General features: G+C 37.1%; 18 protein-coding genes and 1 riboswitch. Of the genes, 13 read left to right on the top strand and 5 right to left on the bottom strand.

Going from position 1 to position 21632, the window contains the following annotated elements:
* The first annotated feature begins 8 nt into the window (after nt 1-8).
* From BN990_RS12655 to BN990_RS12645, 3 genes are all read left to right on the top strand, one after another.
* A complete protein-coding gene (locus BN990_RS12655; protein WP_021291795.1) occupies nt 9-1169 on the top strand; it encodes an alanine racemase in 1161 nt (386 codons plus the stop codon).
* Nucleotides 1170-1174: 5 nt separating this feature from the next.
* Nucleotides 1175-2377, top strand: a complete 1203-nt coding sequence (locus tag BN990_RS12650) for a phosphopentomutase (protein ID WP_021291794.1) — start codon at nt 1175-1177, stop codon at nt 2375-2377.
* A gap of 145 nt (nt 2378-2522) precedes the next feature.
* Nucleotides 2523-3455: an aldo/keto reductase gene (locus BN990_RS12645; RefSeq protein WP_021291793.1), complete on the top strand. Its 933-nt coding sequence runs from the start codon at nt 2523-2525 to the stop codon at nt 3453-3455.
* Between the two features lie 388 nt (nt 3456-3843).
* Here BN990_RS12645 and BN990_RS12640 read toward each other — a convergent pair whose 3' ends face one another.
* A complete protein-coding gene (locus BN990_RS12640) occupies nt 3844-4086 on the bottom strand; it encodes a helix-turn-helix domain-containing protein (protein ID WP_021291792.1) in 243 nt (80 codons plus the stop codon).
* Nucleotides 4087-4149: 63 nt separating this feature from the next.
* The gene (locus BN990_RS12635) at nt 4150-4782 is read right to left on the bottom strand and encodes a sigma-70 RNA polymerase sigma factor region 4 domain-containing protein (protein WP_021291791.1); all 633 of its coding nucleotides are present in this window, start codon (nt 4780-4782) and stop codon (nt 4150-4152) included.
* A gap of 282 nt (nt 4783-5064) precedes the next feature.
* Here BN990_RS12635 and BN990_RS12630 point away from each other — a divergent pair, with 282 nt between their 5' ends.
* The gene (locus tag BN990_RS12630) at nt 5065-6675 is read left to right on the top strand and encodes an alkaline phosphatase D family protein (RefSeq protein WP_101953537.1); all 1611 of its coding nucleotides are present in this window, start codon (nt 5065-5067) and stop codon (nt 6673-6675) included.
* Between the two features lie 197 nt (nt 6676-6872).
* Here BN990_RS12630 and BN990_RS12625 read toward each other — a convergent pair whose 3' ends face one another.
* The gene (locus tag BN990_RS12625) at nt 6873-8123 is read right to left on the bottom strand and encodes a DNA polymerase IV (protein WP_021291789.1); all 1251 of its coding nucleotides are present in this window, start codon (nt 8121-8123) and stop codon (nt 6873-6875) included.
* A gap of 181 nt (nt 8124-8304) precedes the next feature.
* Here BN990_RS12625 and BN990_RS12620 point away from each other — a divergent pair, with 181 nt between their 5' ends.
* The 7 genes from BN990_RS12620 (at nt 8305) to BN990_RS12590 (ending at nt 16594) form a co-directional block, all read left to right on the top strand.
* Nucleotides 8305-9234, top strand: a complete 930-nt coding sequence (locus BN990_RS12620; RefSeq protein WP_038244612.1) for a DoxX-like family protein — start codon at nt 8305-8307, stop codon at nt 9232-9234.
* The gene (locus BN990_RS12615; RefSeq protein WP_021291788.1) at nt 9221-9835 is read left to right on the top strand and encodes a DUF4166 domain-containing protein; all 615 of its coding nucleotides are present in this window, start codon (nt 9221-9223) and stop codon (nt 9833-9835) included. The genes BN990_RS12620 and BN990_RS12615 overlap by 14 nt, the downstream gene beginning before the upstream one ends.
* Nucleotides 9822-11489 (top strand): YndJ family protein, encoded by a 1668-nt coding sequence (locus BN990_RS12610; RefSeq protein WP_051739131.1) that lies wholly within the window; start codon nt 9822-9824, stop codon nt 11487-11489. The genes BN990_RS12615 and BN990_RS12610 overlap by 14 nt, the downstream gene beginning before the upstream one ends.
* Nucleotides 11490-12848, top strand: coding sequence for a D-alanyl-D-alanine carboxypeptidase/D-alanyl-D-alanine endopeptidase (gene dacB, locus BN990_RS12605; RefSeq protein WP_038244610.1), 1359 nt, complete (start codon nt 11490-11492; stop codon nt 12846-12848).
* Nucleotides 12849-12916: 68 nt separating this feature from the next.
* A riboswitch (SAM riboswitch) is annotated at nt 12917-13035 on the top strand.
* Nucleotides 13036-13122: 87 nt separating this feature from the next.
* Nucleotides 13123-14175, top strand: coding sequence for an LLM class flavin-dependent oxidoreductase (locus tag BN990_RS12600; RefSeq protein ID WP_038244608.1), 1053 nt, complete (start codon nt 13123-13125; stop codon nt 14173-14175).
* A 17-nt stretch (nt 14176-14192) separates the two neighbouring features.
* Entirely contained in the window at nt 14193-15170 is a 978-nt protein-coding gene (locus BN990_RS12595; RefSeq protein WP_038244602.1) for an ATP-grasp domain-containing protein, read from the top strand.
* Nucleotides 15171-15391: 221 nt separating this feature from the next.
* Nucleotides 15392-16594 carry a cation:proton antiporter gene (locus tag BN990_RS12590; protein WP_021291783.1) on the top strand — a complete coding sequence of 401 codons (1203 nt, stop codon included), beginning with the start codon at nt 15392-15394 and terminating at the stop codon, nt 16592-16594.
* A gap of 260 nt (nt 16595-16854) precedes the next feature.
* Here the strand turns inward: BN990_RS12590 and uraA are convergent, their stop codons facing one another.
* Nucleotides 16855-18138 carry a uracil permease gene (gene uraA / locus BN990_RS12585; RefSeq protein WP_038244600.1) on the bottom strand — a complete coding sequence of 428 codons (1284 nt, stop codon included), beginning with the start codon at nt 18136-18138 and terminating at the stop codon, nt 16855-16857.
* A 255-nt stretch (nt 18139-18393) separates the two neighbouring features.
* Entirely contained in the window at nt 18394-18897 is a 504-nt protein-coding gene (locus BN990_RS12580) for an AMP-binding enzyme (protein WP_021291781.1), read from the bottom strand.
* Between the two features lie 317 nt (nt 18898-19214).
* Between BN990_RS12580 and BN990_RS12575 the strand changes: the two genes are divergently transcribed.
* Together BN990_RS12575 and BN990_RS12570 are read left to right on the top strand one after the other, a co-directional pair.
* Complete coding sequence (locus BN990_RS12575) at nt 19215-20429, top strand: NAD(P)/FAD-dependent oxidoreductase (protein ID WP_021291780.1); 1215 nt, start codon at nt 19215-19217, stop codon at nt 20427-20429.
* Between the two features lie 311 nt (nt 20430-20740).
* Nucleotides 20741-21613 (top strand): VanW family protein, encoded by an 873-nt coding sequence (locus tag BN990_RS12570; RefSeq protein WP_038244597.1) that lies wholly within the window; start codon nt 20741-20743, stop codon nt 21611-21613.
* Nucleotides 21614-21632: the final 19 nt, after the last annotated feature.

The raw sequence follows: 21632 nt of genomic DNA, 5'->3' as shown, positions 1-21632 counted from the left end.
GTGCTTCTATGTTTTTGCGAACAACAATGAAACGAAATCCAGAACTATTATTTACTGGGCTTTCCTTGCATCAATCTGGAATGATTCCACCAAATACGTATGTCATTGATGTAGATGCACTAAAGACAAATACTCGTATGATAGCAGATACTGCGAAGCAATATGGAATGGAATTATACTTTATGAGCAAACAACTTGGCCGACTCCCGCAAATTGCAAAATTCATTCAAGAAAACGGCATAAAAAAAGCGGTAGCTGTTGATTTTGACGAAGGGAAAATACTAGCTGATCAAGGAATAGCAATAGGGAATATTGGACATTTAGTACAACCAGGAAAGCATCAGTGGAAAGAGGTTTTGAGCTGGGATCCAGAAGTTGTCACGATTTTTTCCTACGAACGTGGCAAACAATTATCAGATGCAGCAGTAGAAGTGGGAAAAAAGCAAGATATCTTATTAAAAGTGGTTGGAAAAGATGACAGCATCTATGAATCCCAAGAAGGTGGAATTCAATTAGAGGATCTGCAACAAGAACTAGACCGAATACTTCCATTACCTGGTATTCGAATCATCGGCGTAACTACTTTTCCTAATTTGCAATTAGCGGATACCAAGCGTGAAATGATTGCTACTGCCAACCTTACAACATTACTAACAGCAAAACAAATACTCGAAGAAAAGGGAATCACCGTTCGACAAGTCAATGGCCCCAGTGGAACAAGTATTGAAACCATCCCTTATTTAGCTAAACGAGGTGTGACTCATGGTGAACCAGGGCATGGATTAACAGGAACGACACCAATTCATGCTTTTAAAGATCTGCCAGAAATTCCTGCAATGATTTATGTTACAGAAGTATCTCATGAAACATCGCAGCACTATCAAGTTATTGCGGGGGGTTTTTATGGCCGCTCTCAAATGGAGGGATGTTTAGTTGGAAATGAACGTGAATCTATTCTTAATCGCTATGTAACTGCTGAGCAAAATAGTCCTGAAGTAATCGATTATTATGGAGCGATAAAAAAGCCGGATGGTTTTCAAGTAGCGATCGGTGATTCAGTTATTTTTTCTTTTCGAACACAAATATTTGTAACGAGAGCTCATGTGGCACTTGTAGAAGGGATACAGTCCGGTACACCTAAACTGATCCATCTGGAAAGGAAGTGGTGACAATTATGGCGAAAATGACATTAATTGTTATTGATAGCTTTGGGATTGGTGCAATGGAGGATTGTACAGATTATCAACCCTCTGACTGTACAGCGAATACATTCGACCATATACGTAAAGCCAAAAAAGATGATTTAAAAATCCCTTATATGTATGGGGCTGGCATAGGGACGCTCGTTGATAATCAGCCTGCTCCGCAAAAAGCTTATGGTTATTCCAAATTAGCCCATCATGGCGCGGACACGTATCTTGGTCACCAAGAAATAGCTGGAAGTTGTCCGAAAAAATCTACTAAAAGGCTTATGAAAGATATCCACTCGTATATAAAGACAGCATTAGAGAATGCAGGTTATCATGTTGCATATCCATTTACCAATTGTCCTATTTTATTAGTCAATAATGCTGCCGTAGTTGCCGATAATTTGGAATCAGCTTATGGAAATATTATTAATATAACAGCGGATTTTAAACAACTGCCTTTTAAAGAAGTGAAAAAACTAGGACAGGTGGTGAGAGCGCATGTAGATACCACGCGTGTTATCGCTTTTGGCGGACCGTATACATCTGTTGAACATATTCTAGCTTGCGTAGAAGAAAAGCATAGAGGTCAATGGGGCGTAAATACACCAAAAGCAAATGTGTATGGGGAAGGTTATCGTGTTTTTCACATGGGGTATGGCGTTGAAATTGAAAAACAGTTTCCAGTAATTGCTGCTAATCATGGTATAACGGTGCATCGTTTAGGAAAAACAGCGGATGTACTGCATGGAGAAGGTCCAGCCAATCCGATTGTCAATACAAGCAACTTACTTAACTATGTTGGTGAATGTTATCAGCGAGAAGAGGAAGACGCAGCTTTTCTAGTAAATATCCAAGAAACAGACTTGGCGGGGCATGCACAAGATGTGGATTGGTACTGTGATCTATTAAATGAAACAGATAAATGGTTATCTGATATATTTATTCCATTAATGCGAGAAGATGATATTTTAATTGTTATGGCCGACCATGGAAACGATCCTACGATCGGTCATGCCAATCATACAAGGGAGTATGTACCAATTTTAATCTTCGGTGAAAAGGTTAAGAAAACAACGATTGGTCTGAGGAATACAATGGCTGATGTCGGTGCTACATTTTGTGAATTCTTTCACCTTCCTCCAACTGCAGAAGGAAGAAGCTTCTTATCCGAAATTATTGATAAATAGTCTGATTCTAACTAATGCAGTTCATGTTTTACATGAATTGCTTTTTGATGTTGATGAAATGTTTCAAGTTATATAATGTTTCATTTTTTTTGTTCGTGGTACATTTGTAATGTTAGCGAAAATATAGGGAAAAGGGGTTTTATACATGGCAAAGTTTACGAAATTGGGTAAATCTGATATTTCAGTGTATCCAATTGGATTAGGTACCAATGCTGTAGGTGGTCATAATATTTATCCGAATATGTTAGATGAAGAACAGGGAAAAGATGTTGTTAGAACTGCGTTAGATAATGGGATAAATATGCTCGATACAGCGTTTATTTATGGGCCTGAGCGTTCCGAAGAACTAATTGGTGAAGTGATGAAGGAATATAAACGAGATGATATTGTTCTTGCTACAAAGGGTGCCCATAAATTTGCAGGTAAGGACACCTTAATAGATAATTCTCCAGCTTTTCTAAAGCAGGCAGTGGATGATAGTTTACGTAGACTACAAACCGATTATATTGATTTATTCTATATCCATTTTCCTGATAATGATACCCCGAAAGATGAAGCAGTAGGTGCATTAAAAGAATTAAAAGATCAAGGAAAGATTCGCTCCATTGGTGTTTCCAATTTTACTCCAGAGCAGTTACAGGAAGCAAATAAAGATGGATATGTTGATGTTTTACAAGCAGAATATAATCTACTTAAACGCGATCCAGAAAAGCATTACTTCCCATATACAGAAAATGAAAATATTACATTTATTCCTTATTTCCCACTTGAATCAGGCTTATTGGCTGGGAAATATGATAAAAATACAGTGTTTTCAGATTTACGTGCGCAAAACCCGAACTTTCAAGGGGAGAAGTTTCTAGAAAATCTGCAAAAAGTAGCTCAACTCAAAGAAATAGCTGATGCTTATGGAGAAGAGGTTGTGCATATCGTACTCGCATGGTACTTTACTCGTCCTTCCGTAGATATCATTATTCCTGGTGCTAAACGTCCCGAGCAAGTACTTAGTAACAAGCGAGCAGCAGAGATTGCTCTATCTGAAGCAGATGTACAATTAATAAGTAATATCTTTGGGTAATTTCGTTTGAAGTTAAGCTTTTTCCGCACGGTATGATGATTAAACTAAGCATCTGATGGAAGAATAATTACGGCTTGTAGAGAAACTCCTGTGTTTTCTACAAGCTTTTTTTCTCTGGACGATTAGGCGTGAACAACCGATTTCCGCGAGAGAACGGTGGGGACTCATTGTGAAACCTAACATACAGGGGTATCAAATCGCTGGGTCTTTCCCAGGATTCTCGCGTTCGCGCCCTCCAGTCATAGAAATGATCCTCTTCCATCCAGCTAGGGTAGCTAGATGGAAGGGTACCTTTCTATTTTGATCGGTAACTGTTCTTTAATTGAAACCATTCAACCACTACCACTAGGAGTTCTAGCTGTCGAGATCTTTCTGCTTTTCCTAGTTTTTAGTGTTTGAATTCGGATTGTTTCTGCTTAAATTCAGTGAAATTGTATGTCTTATTAAAATCGAATTCCCGTACCATTTCAATTAACTTTATTCTTAGCTCCTGATATAGATCAGCTTGTTCTTGTATCGGTGTTTGTTGTAAAGATGCTTTAATTTTTGGTTCGAACCTTTCCAAAATAATAGAAATGGCTGCTGTATCTGAATTTTGGGCTTGTTTTGTTAGATCTACCAATTTAGCCATGCTATCTCTCCTATCGTTTAAACGTTTATTTAAATAAAACAGTGAAAAGTGATCAGAGAAGGCTTAAAGCATCGTCTTATCTTCGAGTAATTTTCTTCTTAGCTTCGCTAAGACGTTATTTCTTGTCTTTGTAACGGCCTGTTGAGATACATTGTCTTTGGCTGCTATTTGTGTATCAGTCATCTCAAATACGTATGCAGCTTCGATAATGTGTTTTTGTTTTGTTGTTAGAGAACAAATAGCTTGATATAGTGCAGGATTTTCAACTTTGTTTTCTAATTTGTTATCCCGTTCAACAATTGTTTCATCCAAAGGCTTTATTCGTGGATCTTCCCATATTTCTACGTTGGTTATGTCAGAATTCAGATCGTGGGTAATAGGTTGATCTAAGATGCTTTGCTGTCTTTTACAATCTTGTTTTCTTTTTTGATCGTAGCGGATTGCTTCTCTTCTTACCGTATTGGACAATTGGCTAATTAATCGTATTTCTGCGTGATGATCCTTAAAGGCATTATCGAGCTGTCGTTTGGCATTTGTGGTGTTTGTTAGAATGGCCCTCTTCAATAACTCTCTATGCTCTTGTGTTTTTAGAAAGGATTGCATTAATTTGTTCTTAAATAGAGCTTGATTGTCATTAATGAATTGCTGTATTTCTGGTTCTGCTGCTTGTCCATAGGAAGTATTCAGCTTTTCCATTATATTCTCCTCCCCACATAGCTTGAAAAAATCACATCAAAACAGAACATTTGTTCTTATATCATTATATAAAATATAGAGGGACATTTCTAGGTCTATTACATAATTTTAATGTTTAATTTTTTTTAAAAACCCTAAGTTATTAAGTTTGGTTCTAAATTAAAAGAAAAACTTTTTAACAAAGGGTTGTGATTTTAATTATTTATTTGCCTTTATATAGTAAGCGAGTATTTAATATGTAAAGCTCGCAATCAATTCTATGAAAAGATAGGGAGGAGAAACATGATGAACAATAATTTTTCTAAAGGGATGAAAGGTTCACTAAAAACGGTTATTAAAAAAGGGTTGAAGCCTGCAAGTAATGAGTTAATTCGTTCTGTAGTACCTGTATTTAATAATAACCCATTCCAGTTGGGGGTAGCTTCTGGGGATCCTCACCCTGATGGTGTCGTATTATGGACAAGGCTTGCTCCAGAACCACTTGCTGAGAATAGCTGTGGTGGAATGCCTGACTACCAAATACCAGTAGAATGGGAAGTGGCAGAGGATCAAAATTTCCAACTGGTGGTGAAGCAGGGGTTTGCTGTGGCCTTGCCGGAGCTTGCTCATTCGGTTCATGTTGAATTAGAGGGATTAGAACCTAGTCGATATTATTATTATCGTTTTAAAACTGGTTCTTACGTCAGCCCTGTTGGCAGAACAAAAACAGCACCTGCAGCAGATGCTGATATTTCTTCACTCTCATTCGCAATGGCTTCTTGTCAGGCATGGTACCATGGTTATTTCACAGCATACAAACATATGGCTGCTGAGGATTTAGATTTTGTATTTTTCCTAGGAGATTATATTTATGAATATGCCATTAATACTTCTAATTTGATGCGTCCTGTTGAACTTTCAAATGCTCACAATACAAAGGTTGTTACACTGGATCAATATCGACTGCGTTACTCATTGTTTAAAACAGATCCTGATTTGCAAGCAGCCCATGCAGCATTTCCATGGATTATTACTTGGGATGATCATGAGGTGGAGAACAATTATGCCGATGAAGATTCACAATATGGAGCTTCTGAGCGTCAGTTCTTGCTCCAACGTGCCGATGCCTATCAGGCGCACTATGAGAACTTACCACTTCGTAGTATATCGGCTCCTGAGGGACCGGATATGAGACTGTATCGCAATTTAAGGTATGGCAACTTAGCAGAATTTAATGTGCTAGATACTCGTCAATATCGTGATGATTATAGCTCTTCCGTTATTGTGAGTGGTTCAGAGGCGGAAGAACGCTTAGATCCAGAACGAACTATCTTGGGAGAGGAACAGGAACAATGGCTAATGAATAACTTACAGCATTCTAATGCTACTTGGAATGTCCTTGCTCAGCAGGTAGTCATGGCTCAAGTAGATCGTGATCCTGGAATAGGAGAAGAATATAGTATGGATATGTGGGACGGGTTCGTTTGCAGTCGAGATCGAATTTTTTCCGCTTTCAAAGAGTATCAGATTACCAATCCAGTTGTGCTTTCTGGTGATATACATCGGCATGCCGCTGCAAATCTAAAGGAAGACTTTAATAATCCTTGCTCAGAAACCATTGCTTCTGAATTTGTGGTTACCTCTATTGCTTCAGACAGCGATGGTTCAGAAACGGATCATCTTGGTCCAATTTGGCTGGCAAATGAGCATGTGAAGCTATATAATGCTCAACGTGGGTATGTTCGCTGCCATGTTACACCTGATCAATGGCGTACCGACCATCTTGTTCTCCCTTATATTACAAGGAAAGGGGCTCCAATTGAAACCTATGCCAGTTTTATCGTAGAAAATGGACAGCCTGGACTACAGGAAGTCAACAAATTAGTATCTGCTAAGTCGAACACGAACGGTTAATGAATAGGCTGAATTATTTCATTTAAGGTCGAGGTAAGGGTATTTGAATAAGCAAATTAGTAAATCAAATAGGGAGGCTCCAACTGGAACAGCGGGGTCGTGATGATCCACTCGGCTAAGCGATTTTTACTTAGCCGAGTTAGCTGTGGTCCTTTAGATGATTCGTTTTCTTACTATTCCATCCTGATTTGAATGATTTAAGCATAGTGTCCACCGATTTTTTTACTTCTTTCTAATGTAATGCCAGCATCCGTATAACTCACAGCCCGAAGAATGGAAGTAGTACCATGTTTGGCTCGAATCGAATCCATTGTATAACCAATATCAGTCTTTTTAGCTCTATCCTCGAATAGATCAAGCTGTGTATCTTGCTTTTCGTATAAATGATCTAATGTAACATAAGCACGTCGAATACTGCTTATCCCATCATAAAAGTTTAAAAATAAATCCATACAAACATGGTAAACATCCATAGTCACATTTGTCGGAAGTGGAATAGACCGTGAACGGGAGAACCCACCTCCTGTGGCTTTTGAATAACCAATTCCTAAGTGAATCGTTCTTCCGGCCATGTTAGCAGTTCGAGCTCTCCGGCATACTTCTTCACATAAATCAAGGATACAAACTTCTGTTTCTTGTTTGGAGTAATCACGCAGTAAGGAAATGCCATGGCCAAAACCTTTCTGTTCTGTTTTTACGAAATTCCCAAGTACAGGGCTTAAATCAACGCCCCAAGCATGCCAATAAAGTTGTTCTCCCATAACGCCAAATCGTTTTTTTAAATGATCTAAATCGTAGCGAGCCAGTTGTCCAAGTGTTACAATTCCCATACGATTTAGGTTTTTCTTCATTCGATTTCCAATTCCCCATATTTCTTCTATTGGGAATGGCCATAATTTTTCTTCTACTTCTTCGTATTTGCATTCTGCAATACCTTGTTTTTTAGCATGGAGGTCCATTACAACCTTAGCTAGAAATTTATTATCGCCAATGCCAATAGAGCTCGTAATTCCAAAGCATTCTAGAATGTCTTGTTTTATACGATTGGCTACTTCCCAACGATTACCAAATAGCTTTTCCAAGCCATTCACGGTTACCCAGACTTCATCAACTGAATATGGATGAATAGCTTCTTTAGGTACATACTGATTAATTAATTTTGTTATTTCGGCAGACACATATAAGTAATCGGCCATATGTGCTGGCACAATATATATATCTGGATCATCTGGTAGTTCAAAGAAACGACTAACATTACTAATGCCATATTTCTTTTTTAAAGCTGGGGAAGCAGCCAGTACGATACTTCCGGATCGATTCGGATCTCCTACTACTGCAAGTAGTACCTGCATTGGATCCTTTCCTAATTTAACTGCTTCGACACTTGCATAGAACGAACGCATATCAATACATAGAACATCGTTACGTGGGTACGATGCATAATTCATAGTTATTCACCTTCAATAAGAACATTTGTTCTTATTATATGCAAATAGAACTAATTTATACAATGGAAATTTATACATGTATAGGTAATTACTATCAAATTCTGTATACCGTTTATTATGGGAACCACCATTTTGAGGGTGAAGAATATGTTATATTGAAATGGGGATAGGAGGTAAAGCTATGAAGCGTAAACCAATCTATGTAGAATTACCAATTCAGTCAGACATCAATACGCTATGGGAAATAACACAAAACCCTAACTTGCATGAACAGTGGGACCTTCGTTTTTCATCCATTACTTATTTACCAAGGGAAAGTGAGGAGCAGCCTCAAGAATTCTCCTACAAAACGAAAATTGGTTTTGGCTTCTGTATAGAAGGATGGGGGAAAAGTATAGGAAAAGTTCATACAAAGGATAGGACAAGTGTATCTTCCTTACAATTTGGTACAGACCAAAACCTATCAATTATAAAAGAAGGAGGGGGGTATTGGGAATACAAACCACAAGAAAATGCTACGTTATTTTTAACAAAATATAACTATAAAACAAGGTTTGGATGGTTAGGGAAATACTTTGATTTCCTAATTTTTCGCCCGTTAATAAGTTGGGCAACTGCCATAAGTTTCGATGTTTTAAAACGATGGGTGGAAACAGGAGATAGTCCCTCGTCACAATATTTCCGCCTTTTTAGTAGTTGGTTATTCATCTACTTTTTTAGTTTTGTTTGGATCTATCATGGGCTTACTTCCAAGTTAATACACCAACACCCAGCTGAATTATCAATGATGCAAATGACTTTCTCGATAAAAGCAAACGAAGCATCGGTACTAGTTATAGTCACTGGAATGGTAGAGGTAATAATTGGGTTGTTGTGGTTGGGCTACAAGAATAGAGGGTTATTATATAGAATACAGATTGTCATTTTCTTAATATTCGCCATTGTATCCAGCTTAACAGTACCAAGCCAACTTTTTCATCCGTTTAATCCGATAACGTTTAATATGGCATTGTTGGTGATTTCTATTGTGGGACTCACTATTTACAAGAATATTCCCACGGCAAAAAATTGTAAACGAAAGCAAGAAGGAGTTAAAAATGTCCATTTATAAAAAGATTTTAGGGAATGATTTTTATCATCTACACCCTATGTTACAAAAACGGTATGAGTTTAAAGATAGCTATCAATTCAAAGGAAAAGGAGTGATGAGATACATTACTAATAAGTCAAAGTGGTTATTTCCATTGTTCTTATTCAGTCAGAAATATAAGTTATTTTTTCCGGAAACAGGAAAAAGCGTTCCGTTTAAAATTATAAATACACAAACGATAGGGAATAACGGAATGGAGCAGGTGCATTGGGAAAGGGTATTTTATTTTAATGATAAGAAGCGATATTTTAATGCCTCCATGTATCTCGACTTGGAACAAAAGCTTATTCAGGACTATTTAGGTGAGCCTTCTAAATGTTATTCTGATTTATTATTATCAGTAACAAAGGATGGGGGATTACGAATTAATTCTAAAGAACAGCGTCTTATATTCCCGTTTTTAGAAATACCATTACCAAAAATCGTACAAGGATTGGCTACAGTTACGGAAAAATATTTGGAAACAAAAGCGGTATATTATATTCAGGTTAACGTGACGAATCCTTTAATCGGAACCATTTTTTCATACGAAGGGGAGTTCGTAGAAGATGACGTTTCTTAAAGTTGCGGGCGCGAATAGTATTTTATTTATAATAATTGCTTTAACAGGGAATCATTCCTGGTATTTTTTATTGCTAACTGCTGCGCAATTGCTTTTCGTTCCTTGTATGTTACATATTGTTTTGAGGCAGGAAGAAAGCTGGATTTCTACATACTTTCCTTATGCAGGGATAATGGCTTCCATTTCGATCTTTATTTTACAATTTTCACAAGAAACCTCAATGGATACCATACTAGCAATACTGTATTTATTATTTACAGTCATGATTGCGTTATATGGGGTAAAACGTTTTCTTCAAAGAGGATTTGCGTATTTTGAGGAATTTATCATCGATATCGGACTTATATATATCCTTATTGGCGGCATGTGGTTTGTTGCGCATATAGCAACAATAGATACCGGCTTTTCTCCGATGATTACATGGTTAACAGCAAACCATTTTCATTATGCTGCATGCATATTACCTATCTCTGTAGGGTTGTTAGGAAGACTCTATAAATCCAAAATGTACAAATGGGTAAGTAGTATGATTATCATTTCTCCGGTGATAGTGGCATTAGGTATAACCTTTTCTGTCAAAATAGAGTTCTTATCTGTTATTCTGTATATTATCGCTATATATGGATTAATTCACTTATCTTTTAAGGTAGTGTTTAAGAGTAGTCTCCAAAAATGGTTGATCTGCATATCAAATGGAGCTTTATGTGTCTCTATTCTATTTTCACTGTTGTACGCAGTTGGAAATCTTTCCGGATGGTTTTCGGTATCGATAGATTTCATGATTCTTTTTCACGGTATAATTAATTCAATTGTGTTTGCTGGCTTTGGTACAGCTGGTTGGATCATTGCTCCTCCTTTTTCAAACCAAAGGAATAAACCATTTCCACGAAGTAAGATAAAGGGGAAGGGGATCATAGGTGAGGAAATAATCAAAGGGAAGACAGATAACCAATTTTATAATGGTTTAGTAGACTGTATGGAACAGTATGCGAATGAAATTCAACTGGATACATTATCACAAATGATTATTGATTTCTATGAGAATACGAAAAACTATCAGCTATTTGCTGAAGTAAGGTGGAAAAACTGGTTTAAACCGCTAGCGATAATATATAGACAAATTAGTCGTATCATAAAACAATTGAATCTGCCTTTGTCAAGTAGAAGACAGGAAATGACAGGTGCTATTCACTCGATTGATGATCGTATGGATGGAAGAACCAATGTAAGAGCGTGGGTGAGGAAGATCAAAAACGAAGTTATCTTTGTAGCACTTTATTCTTCCCATCAAAATAACGATCAAACGTATATGAACATCGCATTACCTTTACCAGGGACAGCTATGATTGGCATTTTAGAGTTAAGTCAATATGGTGAAAAGTTACAATTATCTAGTAAAAAATTGAAATATGAACAAGCAGATTCTGGTATCTATTTAATTGTTGGAAAAGGCTTATTTAAGCTCCCAATTGAAGAGACGTTTGAAGTGGAAGAAACAAATGAAGGAAAGCTTAAAGCAAAACATCAAATGTGGCTGTTTTCTATTCCCTTTTTAAACATAGATTATGATATTGTGCCAAGCGAACGACAAAACGAGAATATAAAAGAGGCACATCAGAGAACCGTGGGTATTGGGAAGAGAGGTGGTGATTAGGTGAAGAAGTCTATTGATACATATCTGAAACAGTCTCCAAAACTGGCTGGAGCAATTGTTGGTGTTAGTATTCGACGAGCAGATACTGGTGAAACGATTTATGAACATAAAGCAGACACTAGATTACGTCCAGCTTCCAATATGAAGTTGTTGACAGCAGCAGCCAGTCTGGCTGTATTAGGTGAAGCGTATCGCTTTTCGACAGAGATACGTACAGATGGAATAATAAAAGGGGGATGCTTAGTAGGAAATGTATACCTAATAGGAAAAGGGGATCCTACTTTATTACCGAAAGACTTCGCTGGATTTGCTGCCAAACTTAGAGCAATGGGTATTCAGCATATTTCAGGGAAGGTTATTGGGGATGATACTTGGTATGATTCAGTTCGTCTCTCGCCAGATATGATTTGGAGTGATGAAACGTATTATTACGGTGCGCAAATTTCAGCCTTAACAGCTTCTCCAGACAGTGACTATCATGCTGGAACAATTAAGGTGGAGATTAGACCAAATAAGCTGGGGGAAAATCCTATAATTACCTCTTCACCGGAGTCTACATATATTGAAATAGATAATAAGGCAGTTACCGTAGAAACGAATAAAAAAGAAAATATAATATTTGAGCGTCAACATGGAAGCAATTTAATTACGATAACAGGCGAGATTCCCGATAGGCACGAAGGATTGAAAGAGTGGGTATCGGTATGGGAACCAACAGGATACGCTATTGATTTGTTCAAACAGGCATTAACTAAACATCATATTACCTATAGTGGAGGGTGGGAGATAGCTAAAGTACCAACCAATACAAAGTTATTGCATTTTTGTTATTCTATCCCCTTATCGAAATTGATGGTTCCATTTATGAAGCATAGTAACAATACAATTGGTGAAATCTTGATAAAGGAAATGGGCAAGCAGGTGTATGGGGAAGGTAGTTGGGAAAAAGGATTAAATGTGTTAGAAAAACAACTTGTGAATTTTGGGATGGAGACAAAAGGATTGATGTTGCGAGACGGATCCGGAATATCTCATATGAATTTGATACCAGCAAACCAAATTTCCTGGTTACTATATGTGATTCAAAAAAAGGAATGGTTTTCAACCTATTTTCACGCCTTGCCAGTTGCGGGGGAATCAGAAAGGGACATTGGTGGTACCTTACAGCACCGTATGCATGGGTTACCGGTTCAGGCCAAAACAGGCAGTTTATATACCATTAGTACTTTATCCGGTTATGCAGAAAAAGCGAACAAAGAAAAAATTGTATTTTCCATTATGTTCAATAATTTATTAGATGAGGAAGAAGGAAAACGAATGGAGAATCAACTATTGGATATGATGATCCATTCCGAATGATAAGAGTTATCAAAATTGACAGATAAGCATATTTGCGATAGGCTTAATATAGTGAATTAAATATTGTGTTCTTATCCAGAGAGGTGGAGGGATATGGCCCCATGAAGCCTCGGCAACAGGTTTTTATAACCATTTATAAAAAGACTGTGCCAAATCCATCAAGTCCATGTGACTTGAAAGATAAGAAGAGAACTGAAATAACAAGATTTCAAACTCTTTTCTTATCGGAAAAGAGTTTTTTGTTTTGGGAAAAATTCATCTGGGAGTGGAGTCAATGAAATATGGATTTTGGTTACCAATATTTGGTGGATGGTTACGTAATGTAGATGATGAACATATGCCGCCAACCTTTGAATATGCGAAGACAGTTATTCAAGCGGCAGAGGAATGGGGATATGATACAACGCTAATTGCGGAACTTTATTTAAATGATATAAAAGGAATAGAAGCAGATTCATTAGAAGCATGGTCTACTGCAGCTGGGTTAGCAGCAGTAACGAATAAAATAGAAATTATGACTGCTGTGCGTCCAGTATTTCACCACCCAGCGGTTACTGCGAAAATGGCTGCAAATATCGATCGCATGAGCAATGGGCGATTTACTCTTAATATTGTCTCTGGTTGGTGGGAAGAAGAAGCTAAACAGTATGGTGGAGACTTTACAGAACATGATGAGCGGTATGCAAGAACAACAGAATTTATCGATATACTAAAAGGTTTATGGACAGAGGACACTTTTTCTTATCATGGAAGGTACTATCAAATTGAGGATACAAAATTGGAACCAAAGCCGCTGCAACGCCCCAATCCCATGTTATACGCTGGGGGAGAAAGTGAAAAGGGTAAGCAGGTAATTTCCACACTATGTGATGCTTATGTCATGCATGGTGGCACGGTTGAAGAGGTTGCTGACAAAATTAAAGATATGAAATCACGTAGAAGGAAAGCAAATAAAGATCCGATTCGATCATTTGGAATGGCAGCTTATGTAATTTGTCGGGAAACAGAAGCGGCAGCACTTACGGAATTAGAACGAATCACCATGGTAAAAGACACAAGTGGATATAGTGGATTTGGAGATTTCACTTCAAAATCACAGTTAGAACAAGCTGTTCAGTTAAAGGATTATTCTGTATCTAATCGAGGATTACGTCCACATTTAATAGGAACACCAGAACAAATAGCGGAACGAATTCTCGAATATGAGAGGGCAGGTGTTGATTTGCTATTATTACAATGCTCTCCGCAGTTAGAAGAGATGAAACGTTTTTCTGAACAAGTTATGCCTTTAGTCGAACAACTACGTAAAGAACAAACAACGGTATAAAGGAAGGAAGATATGTAATGAGTAAAATATATATCCTACATGAAAATCCAGAATGGACAAGCCATTTAACTGCTAGATTAGAAGAATTGGGATTACCTTATGAAGACTGGTTACTGAATGATGGCACGGTCGATTTATTAAGTGAACCACCTAAAGGAATTTTCTATAATCGAATGAGTGCTTCTTCGCATACAAGAGGGAATCGTTTTGCTCCTGAATTGACGAATGCAGTGTTAGCATGGTTGGAGTATCATGGTAGAACAGTAATTAATGGTAGTCGAGCATTACAGCTAGAAGTAAGTAAGGTCCAACAATATTTGGAATTGGAAAAATATGGAGTGAGAACGCCGAGAACAGTGGCTGCTGTTGGGAAATCGCAATTATCAGAAGCAGCTGAATTATTCGAAGGGAGATCGTTTATTACCAAGCACAATCGAGCTGGAAAAGGGTTAGGCGTACAACTGTTTCATAGCAAAGCAGCATTAGAACAATATATTGAAAGTGAAACATTTGAAGAACCCGTTGATGGTGTAACGTTAATACAAGAATACATTCATTCTCCATCAGCATCTATTACCCGCTGCGAATTTGTAGGTGGAGAATTCGTATATGCAGTAAAGGTTGACACATCTGAAGGGTTTGAACTCTGTCCTGCAGATGCCTGCACGATTGAAGATTTATTTTGTCCGGCAGGGGAACAACAAGCGCAGAATGAAAAATTTCAAATTCGACAAGGGTTCCATCACCCCATTATTGAAAAATATAAAGAGGTACTGGCTGCTAATCATATTCAAGTAGCAGGTATTGAATTTATTGAAGACGAACATGGAACCATATATACCTATGATATTAATACAAATACCAACTATAATAGCGATGCTGAAGCAAAAAGCGGTGTTTTTGGAATGCTTGAGCTAGCAACTTATTTAGGAGAACAATTAAATAAAGTAAATCTCTATTCTGATCAGCCTTCTCTTTCCCTTACCGAAAAATAGAACAAAGCATTAGAATTGCCGATTCTTTATGTACTATAGTCAGGGCTAAGAATTAGTAATCGATCCTTTTCTATTGATTTTCTAGTGATAAACTGTCGTGTTTAATAAGCCGTTACATGGATAACATGTTACGGCTTTTTGTATTTCCACTTGCGTTTGATATTCTTTCTTTAGGGTAAATTTATAGGATAGTTAGTTTTCAAAAGGAAAGAGGATGACCAATGACTGTACACCAGATTTTATTGTTAGTAATCATAGGGTATCTTGTTTTTTCTGTAGATAAAAAACAAGAATTTTTTCCTGCTCCGGTTATCTTAGTATTGTTTGGTTTGTTGTTATCGATGTTTCATTATTTTGACAATATTACGATAACAAAGGAACTTTTATTTCATGTTTTTCTACCGGCTTTGTTATTCATATCTGCTTATCAGTTTCCTACTCAAGCCCTGAAACGAAACAAAATACTTATTGGAACGTTAGGAACATTTGGTTTATTTTTGACAATCGCAATCTTGGCTGTTCTCATTTATGTTATTGGAAATTTATTCATATCTTTATCATTGGCAGCGGCATTGCTGATTGCTGCTATCTTATCTCCGACAGATCCTGTTTCTGTTGTAACGATCCTAAAAAAGTCGTCCGATGACCAACAGGTCGCAGAAATTGTCGAAGGTGAATCCATGCTAAATGATGGAACAAGTATTGTTGTATTCAGTGTGCTGTTAAGTATGTATACAAAAGGGACGAGCTTTGATTTTAGCGGTTTTATTAATGAATTTCTTTTGGTTTCGTTGGGGGGCGTAGCAATCGGCGTAAGCTTTGGTTGGTTAATGAGTAAGGCCATTCATTACACGTACCATCGCCAATATCAAGTAATGCTAAGTATTATCGTTGCTTATGGTAGTTTTTACTTAGGGGAGTTACTCGGAGTATCAGGTGTCCTTTCTACTGTGACTGCCGGTATGATGCTTTCCTATGAATTTGGGAGAAATATTAAAGAAGTGCATTTTAAGGATCAACTGGATGGTTTTTGGGAGATCATTGAACTAACTATTTTATCTTTAATTTTTTTACTTATTGGTGTACAAACCGCAAATTATCTTGCTGCTTCTGAATGGGCCCTGGCTATTATTATTTTTATATGTACATTAATGGTCCGGTTTGTCGTAATTACTTTAATTACTAAATTGCGCATAAATTGGAAGCGAACCATATCTATAAAAGATGCTGCTATTATTACCTGGGCTGGGATAAAAGGCACAATGTCTGTAGCTCTGGTTCTTGGGCTAGAAGCAGCTGTAGATAAAAATAATCCAATCATACCATTGTTATTCGCCATAATATTACTGTCTTTGATCATTCAGAGTGTTGGCGTTTATCCGCTTACAAAGAGACTTAAAACTAATGGACTGAGGCATAACTAAAAATGAATAATTCGGATGCGAATTATTCATTACCTGTCTTAATTCTCTATGTGAAATAGGCCATGCATTCCACGGTCACGCGATACAGCTAACTCGTAAGCAAAAAACGCTTACCGAATGAAATATAACAACGTGCTATTCCCGCTGAAATCAGGCCTGTTTCATTTGAATGATTTACGATAATGCTATCCAATCCTTAGATGGTAATCGTACAGAATTTTTTATCTAGATTGTTTTCGGGTCACCCTCTTGTGTATTTACTATTCATTTGTTAAATGTAATACATCTAGTATTTTAAATAAAATACTAAGGATCATTGCCACGATGGTAGCAAGCCCCATTCCAGATAGTGCAACTGAACCAATTTGGATGGTTGCCCCACTGACACCAATTACTAAGACAATACTTGATAAGATTAGATTTTGGGAACGACCATAATCTATACGGGCTTCTACGAGCATCCGTAGTCCACTGGTAGCAATGATTCCAAAAAGTAATAAGGAAATACCACCCATAACAGCTGTTGGAATGGAAGAAATCAACGCCGCTAACTTACCGACAAAAGATAATATAATTGCAATCATTGCTGCAATCCCAATAATCCAAGTGGAATACACTTTTGTAATAGCTAACACACCGATATTTTCACCATAAGTAGTATTTGGTGTAGATCCGAAAAAACTTGAGATAATGGTAGAAATACCGTTACCTGCTAAAGAGCGATCCAGCCCAGGTTCTTTTGTTAGGTCTTTTTTCACAATATTTCCAGTTACAAACAGATGTCCAATATGTTCAGGTACGAGTACTAGTGCTGCAGGAAGGATGACTAATATGGCAGACCAGTCAAATTTTATCTGATAGAATTCTGGTAATGAGAACCAGCTTGCTTCTTTGACAGCGGTAAAATCGACAAGTCCAAAAAAATAAGCAATAATATAGCCTGCAATGATGCCAATTAAGATTGGAATGATTTTTAAGAAACCGCGTAAAGTAACCCAACAAATGACAGTAATTGCTAAAGTTAAAAACGATACAAGGACCGTATCAGCATCTACCGTCCAATTTGCAGCTGCATCAGCAGGTGCAATCCACCCTGCCATTTCCGCAGCAGTTGGCACAAGTTCAAGCCCAATGACAGCTACTATAGCCCCCATTGCTGCGGGTGGGAAAATAACATTGATCCAATTTGTTCCTGCTATTTTGATGATAAGGGCAACGAGACTCAGTACCACACCTACAGCGAAGAAACCACCTAATGCATAACTATACCCATCACCGCCAGCATAATTTCCTAATACAATTGTTACCGGAGAGATAAATGCGAAGCTAGATCCTAAATAAGCAGGAATTTTTCCTTTGGTTATAAATAAATAAATTAATGTACCGACACCATTCATTAGTAGAATTGTTGCCGGGTTTACACCGAATAGTATAGGAACTAACACGGTTGATCCAAACATCGCAAATAAGTGCTGAATACTTAATGGTAGACTTTTTAATATCGGCAATCGTTCATCTACTTGAATTTCTTTATAATTTGCCATGATGATTCCTCCTTAAAGATGAGCAACAGTTACCGTTTATCAAAGTTCAAATAAAAAGCACCCTGCGGACGCGAGGCAGGGTGCTTTCGTAAAAGTAAGATAGCAAAGATAGACTTACTTTACAAACAGATTCTTATCTGTTCACCTTGGCAGTCTCACGGGACTGAATTAAAGGTAACCGTATCATTTTATCTATCCTATTATCCCAGTATGACTGTAAACTGTCAATCCCATCTTTTTAGGTAATCAGATTGCTTATATCCATTTTTGCAGTTCAACTTTTAATATTTTTCCGCTTGAAGTTTTTGGTAATTCTTCTACAAATGAAACAGAATGTGGACAATAAGCTTCTTCTATATTGTTTCTACAATAGTCCATCACCTCTTGAGCAGTTAAACACTGATTTGGTTGTAACACAACAAAAGCATGTGCTATTTCACCAAGTGATTGATGGGGGATAGGCACGACCGCTGCCTCATTAATCTGTTGGTGTTGTGATAATAATTGTTCCAGCTTTACAGTTGAAATAGTTCCTTGATCATTAGGAATATCTTTATAGGGCTCTTTGACTTGAATATTACCCTGTTCGTCAATAATCCCTTTGTCACCCGTATAGATCCAGCCGTCTTCCATTGAAGAATGGTTTGTTGCATGTTGTAATGTGCCGTGGCCTTTTACAATAATGTCACCTAATTCCATACCGTTATGTGCAACTTCCTCACCCATGCTATTAATCACGCGAATTTTTGTTTGACTCATGAATCTTTCCCACCTTTAATTTCCTTTCTGTTGATTTACATAACTATATATGATTATAGCATATTTTTGTGAAAGCGTTTTATTTCAAGTGTAAAATTTTAACATCAGCGGGTGAAAAGGTTGCTTTAAGAGATAAAATAACTGCTGGAAGGAAAATTGTCACTGGATTATTAGCCTAAATATAAAAATTTTGATATGATTAATATATTGTAAAAATGGGTATAAGCGATTCTGAATGAGATATTGATATCATGATTTATATGAAAGAGCGCTTTTCCTGTAAAAATGAATGTAAAGTATAGGAAGGTGGAAGTTTTATGAGTTTAAACAAACCAAAAATAGTAGTTCTGGGCGCAGGATATGCTGGTTTAACCACAACTAAGCGTCTCTTACAAAAGCTATCACCGGAACAAGCGGAAATTGTATTAGTAAATAAACATAATTATCATTACGAGTCAACTTGGTTACATGAAGTAGCTGCTGGAACGATTAATCCTAATCAAGCACGAGTAATGATTAGCGATGTAATTAATCCAAACAAGGTAAGACTCGTATATGATGCAGTAACAAAAATTAATAAAGATGAACAACGGGTAGTTTTAGAAAATAGTGAGATTGAATATGATTACCTTGTTGTTGCACTTGGTTTTGAATCAAATGACTTTGGAATTAAAGGAATGGCTGAACATGCTTTTGCAATCGAAGATATTGATTCCAGCCGTTTAATTAGTGAACACATAGAATATCAATTTGCAAAATATAATTCGCAAGAGAATGTTGATGATGATAGCTTAAACATTCTAGTTGGTGGTGCTGGTTTTACAGGAATTGAATTCGTAGGAGAACTCGCAGATCGTATCCCTGAATTATGTAAAAAATACGATATTGATCGAAACAAAGTAAGCATTATTAATGTAGAAGCTGCTCCTTCTATTTTGCCGATGTTCGATAAGGAATTGGTTGCTTATGCAAAACAATCGCTTGAAGATCGCGGGGTAGAGATTCGTATTGGCGCCCCAATCTCTGAATGTACTCCAGAAGGATTTATTGTTGGTGATGACAAAGAGCTAATTAAAGCTGGAACAGTAGTATGGACTGGTGGAGTTAAAGGAAGCTCTGTCTTAGGTGCATCAGGATTTGAATTAACAAAAGGAAAAGTTAATGTTGATAGTGACTTACGTATGCAAGGAGAAGAAAATATTTTTGTGATTGGGGACTGCTCTTGGGTTTGGAACAAAAAAGCAGATCGTCCATATCCGCCGACTGGACAATTGGCAATGCAGGAAGCAGACGTTGTTGCTGCTAACTTAAGCGCATTACTTACAAATCAGCCGTTAACTGACTTTGTTTTTAATGATAAAGGGACAGTAGCTTCACTCGGTATGTCTGATGGAATTGGTAATGTATTCGATGATTACAAACTTCAAGGAAAAGCAGCTGCAGCAATGAAAAAGGTAGTAGATAATCGTTCACTATTCCTAATGGGCGGTACTAAATTAGTCCTTAAAAAAGGAAAATTTCGTCCGTTTTAAGACACTCATTTTAAAAAGAACAAGGAAATCAAATGAGGAGGTATTTGGGAAATGAAAAATAAAACATTGTGCGGGATATTTTTTGTAATAGCTTCGGTAATTGGCTATAGAGTATTAAGTGATTATATGGAAGACTCTAGAGACTTTAGGTAAGGAAAAAACCACCTTGTGTATTTACACGAGGTGGTTTTTTATGGTGTTTTGTACTAGAGCATGGTTGTATTGGTAAACAATAACGTTTTACTTCCTAGAAATAATTCTTCGAATGACTTCTCCTAGACTTTCTCATACTAATTGAGGGAGGTCATTAAATGAAATTAATAAAAATATGTTGTGTGTTACTAATCATTTTCTTGCCATATAACCTGTCTGCTGAGGAAACGGAAGATACGAAGCCGATTTATATTGAAAAATTAGAAGTAGATCAATATTCTCTTGATTATACCGATACACCATTTATTAATCAGGATAAGTTAGCGACCCTCTTAACCAATTTAAAGAAAAGGGTCTATGAGGCGCCAACGAATGCGAAGATAGCTGATGATGGTCGTATCATAAGTGAAAAACCGGGATTTACGATAGATGAGGACCAGTTTCATATTCAATTTAGAGAAACATTTTATAATCACGATGCTAAAGGATTCCATGTCCCAACGCAGCCAATTTATCCTCGTGTTGATAAGGCTTTATTGGAAGAAATTCGAACAAATCAATTAGGCAGCTATGTAACTTATTTTAAAAAGGGGAATAAGGAAAGGTCTCATAATATTGCATTAGCTGCAGAAGCAATCAATAATCATGTTATTTTCCCAGGAGAAGTATTTTCTTTTAATGAGGTAGTAGGTGAAAGAACGACTAATAGAGGTTATAAGCGAGCGCCAGTTATTGTAAAAGGAGAATTATCTGAAGGTATTGGAGGAGGTATATGCCAAGTATCATCAACCCTCTTCAACGCAGTGGATTTAAAAGGCATTCAAATCGTTGAACGGTATGCACATAGCCGAAGTGTCCCGTATGTTCCCCCTGGAAGAGATGCAACTGTTAGCTGGTGGGGGCCAGATTTTACTTTCAAAAATAAATATAATCAACCAGTTCTCATTCGCGCGAAAGCTGGAAATGGAAAAATGATGGTGCGGATTTTTTCTTCTGAGTCGGCAGAGCATTTTACAGGAAATAGAAGGTAACCTCTGTTGAACATGAAGA

This window comes from Virgibacillus salexigens (assembly GCF_000723585.1).
GTDB classification, from domain to species: domain Bacteria; phylum Bacillota; class Bacilli; order Bacillales; family Amphibacillaceae; genus Virgibacillus; species Virgibacillus salexigens.
This window is presented reverse-complemented; position numbering and strand designations above follow the sequence as displayed.

Coding starts and splice junctions, on each gene's coding strand:
- BN990_RS12620 (WP_038244612.1), top strand. CDS start 8,305: ATGAAGCGTAAACCAATCTATGTAGAATTACCAATTCAGTCAGACATC.
- BN990_RS12615 (WP_021291788.1), top strand. CDS start 9,221: ATGTCCATTTATAAAAAGATTTTAGGGAATGATTTTTATCATCTACAC.
- BN990_RS12575 (WP_021291780.1), top strand. CDS start 19,215: ATGAGTTTAAACAAACCAAAAATAGTAGTTCTGGGCGCAGGATATGCT.
- BN990_RS12610 (WP_051739131.1), top strand. CDS start 9,822: ATGACGTTTCTTAAAGTTGCGGGCGCGAATAGTATTTTATTTATAATA.
- uraA (WP_038244600.1), bottom strand. CDS start 18,138: ATGGCAAATTATAAAGAAATTCAAGTAGATGAACGATTGCCGATATTA.
- BN990_RS12655 (WP_021291795.1), top strand. CDS start 9: ATGTTTTTGCGAACAACAATGAAACGAAATCCAGAACTATTATTTACT.
- BN990_RS12640 (WP_021291792.1), bottom strand. CDS start 4,086: ATGGCTAAATTGGTAGATCTAACAAAACAAGCCCAAAATTCAGATACA.
- BN990_RS12645 (WP_021291793.1), top strand. CDS start 2,523: ATGGCAAAGTTTACGAAATTGGGTAAATCTGATATTTCAGTGTATCCA.
- BN990_RS12570 (WP_038244597.1), top strand. CDS start 20,741: ATGAAATTAATAAAAATATGTTGTGTGTTACTAATCATTTTCTTGCCA.
- BN990_RS12650 (WP_021291794.1), top strand. CDS start 1,175: ATGGCGAAAATGACATTAATTGTTATTGATAGCTTTGGGATTGGTGCA.
- BN990_RS12635 (WP_021291791.1), bottom strand. CDS start 4,782: ATGGAAAAGCTGAATACTTCCTATGGACAAGCAGCAGAACCAGAAATA.
- BN990_RS12630 (WP_101953537.1), top strand. CDS start 5,065: ATGATGAACAATAATTTTTCTAAAGGGATGAAAGGTTCACTAAAAACG.
- BN990_RS12595 (WP_038244602.1), top strand. CDS start 14,193: ATGAGTAAAATATATATCCTACATGAAAATCCAGAATGGACAAGCCAT.
- BN990_RS12580 (WP_021291781.1), bottom strand. CDS start 18,897: ATGAGTCAAACAAAAATTCGCGTGATTAATAGCATGGGTGAGGAAGTT.
- BN990_RS12600 (WP_038244608.1), top strand. CDS start 13,123: ATGAAATATGGATTTTGGTTACCAATATTTGGTGGATGGTTACGTAAT.
- BN990_RS12590 (WP_021291783.1), top strand. CDS start 15,392: ATGACTGTACACCAGATTTTATTGTTAGTAATCATAGGGTATCTTGTT.
- BN990_RS12625 (WP_021291789.1), bottom strand. CDS start 8,123: ATGAATTATGCATCGTACCCACGTAACGATGTTCTATGTATTGATATG.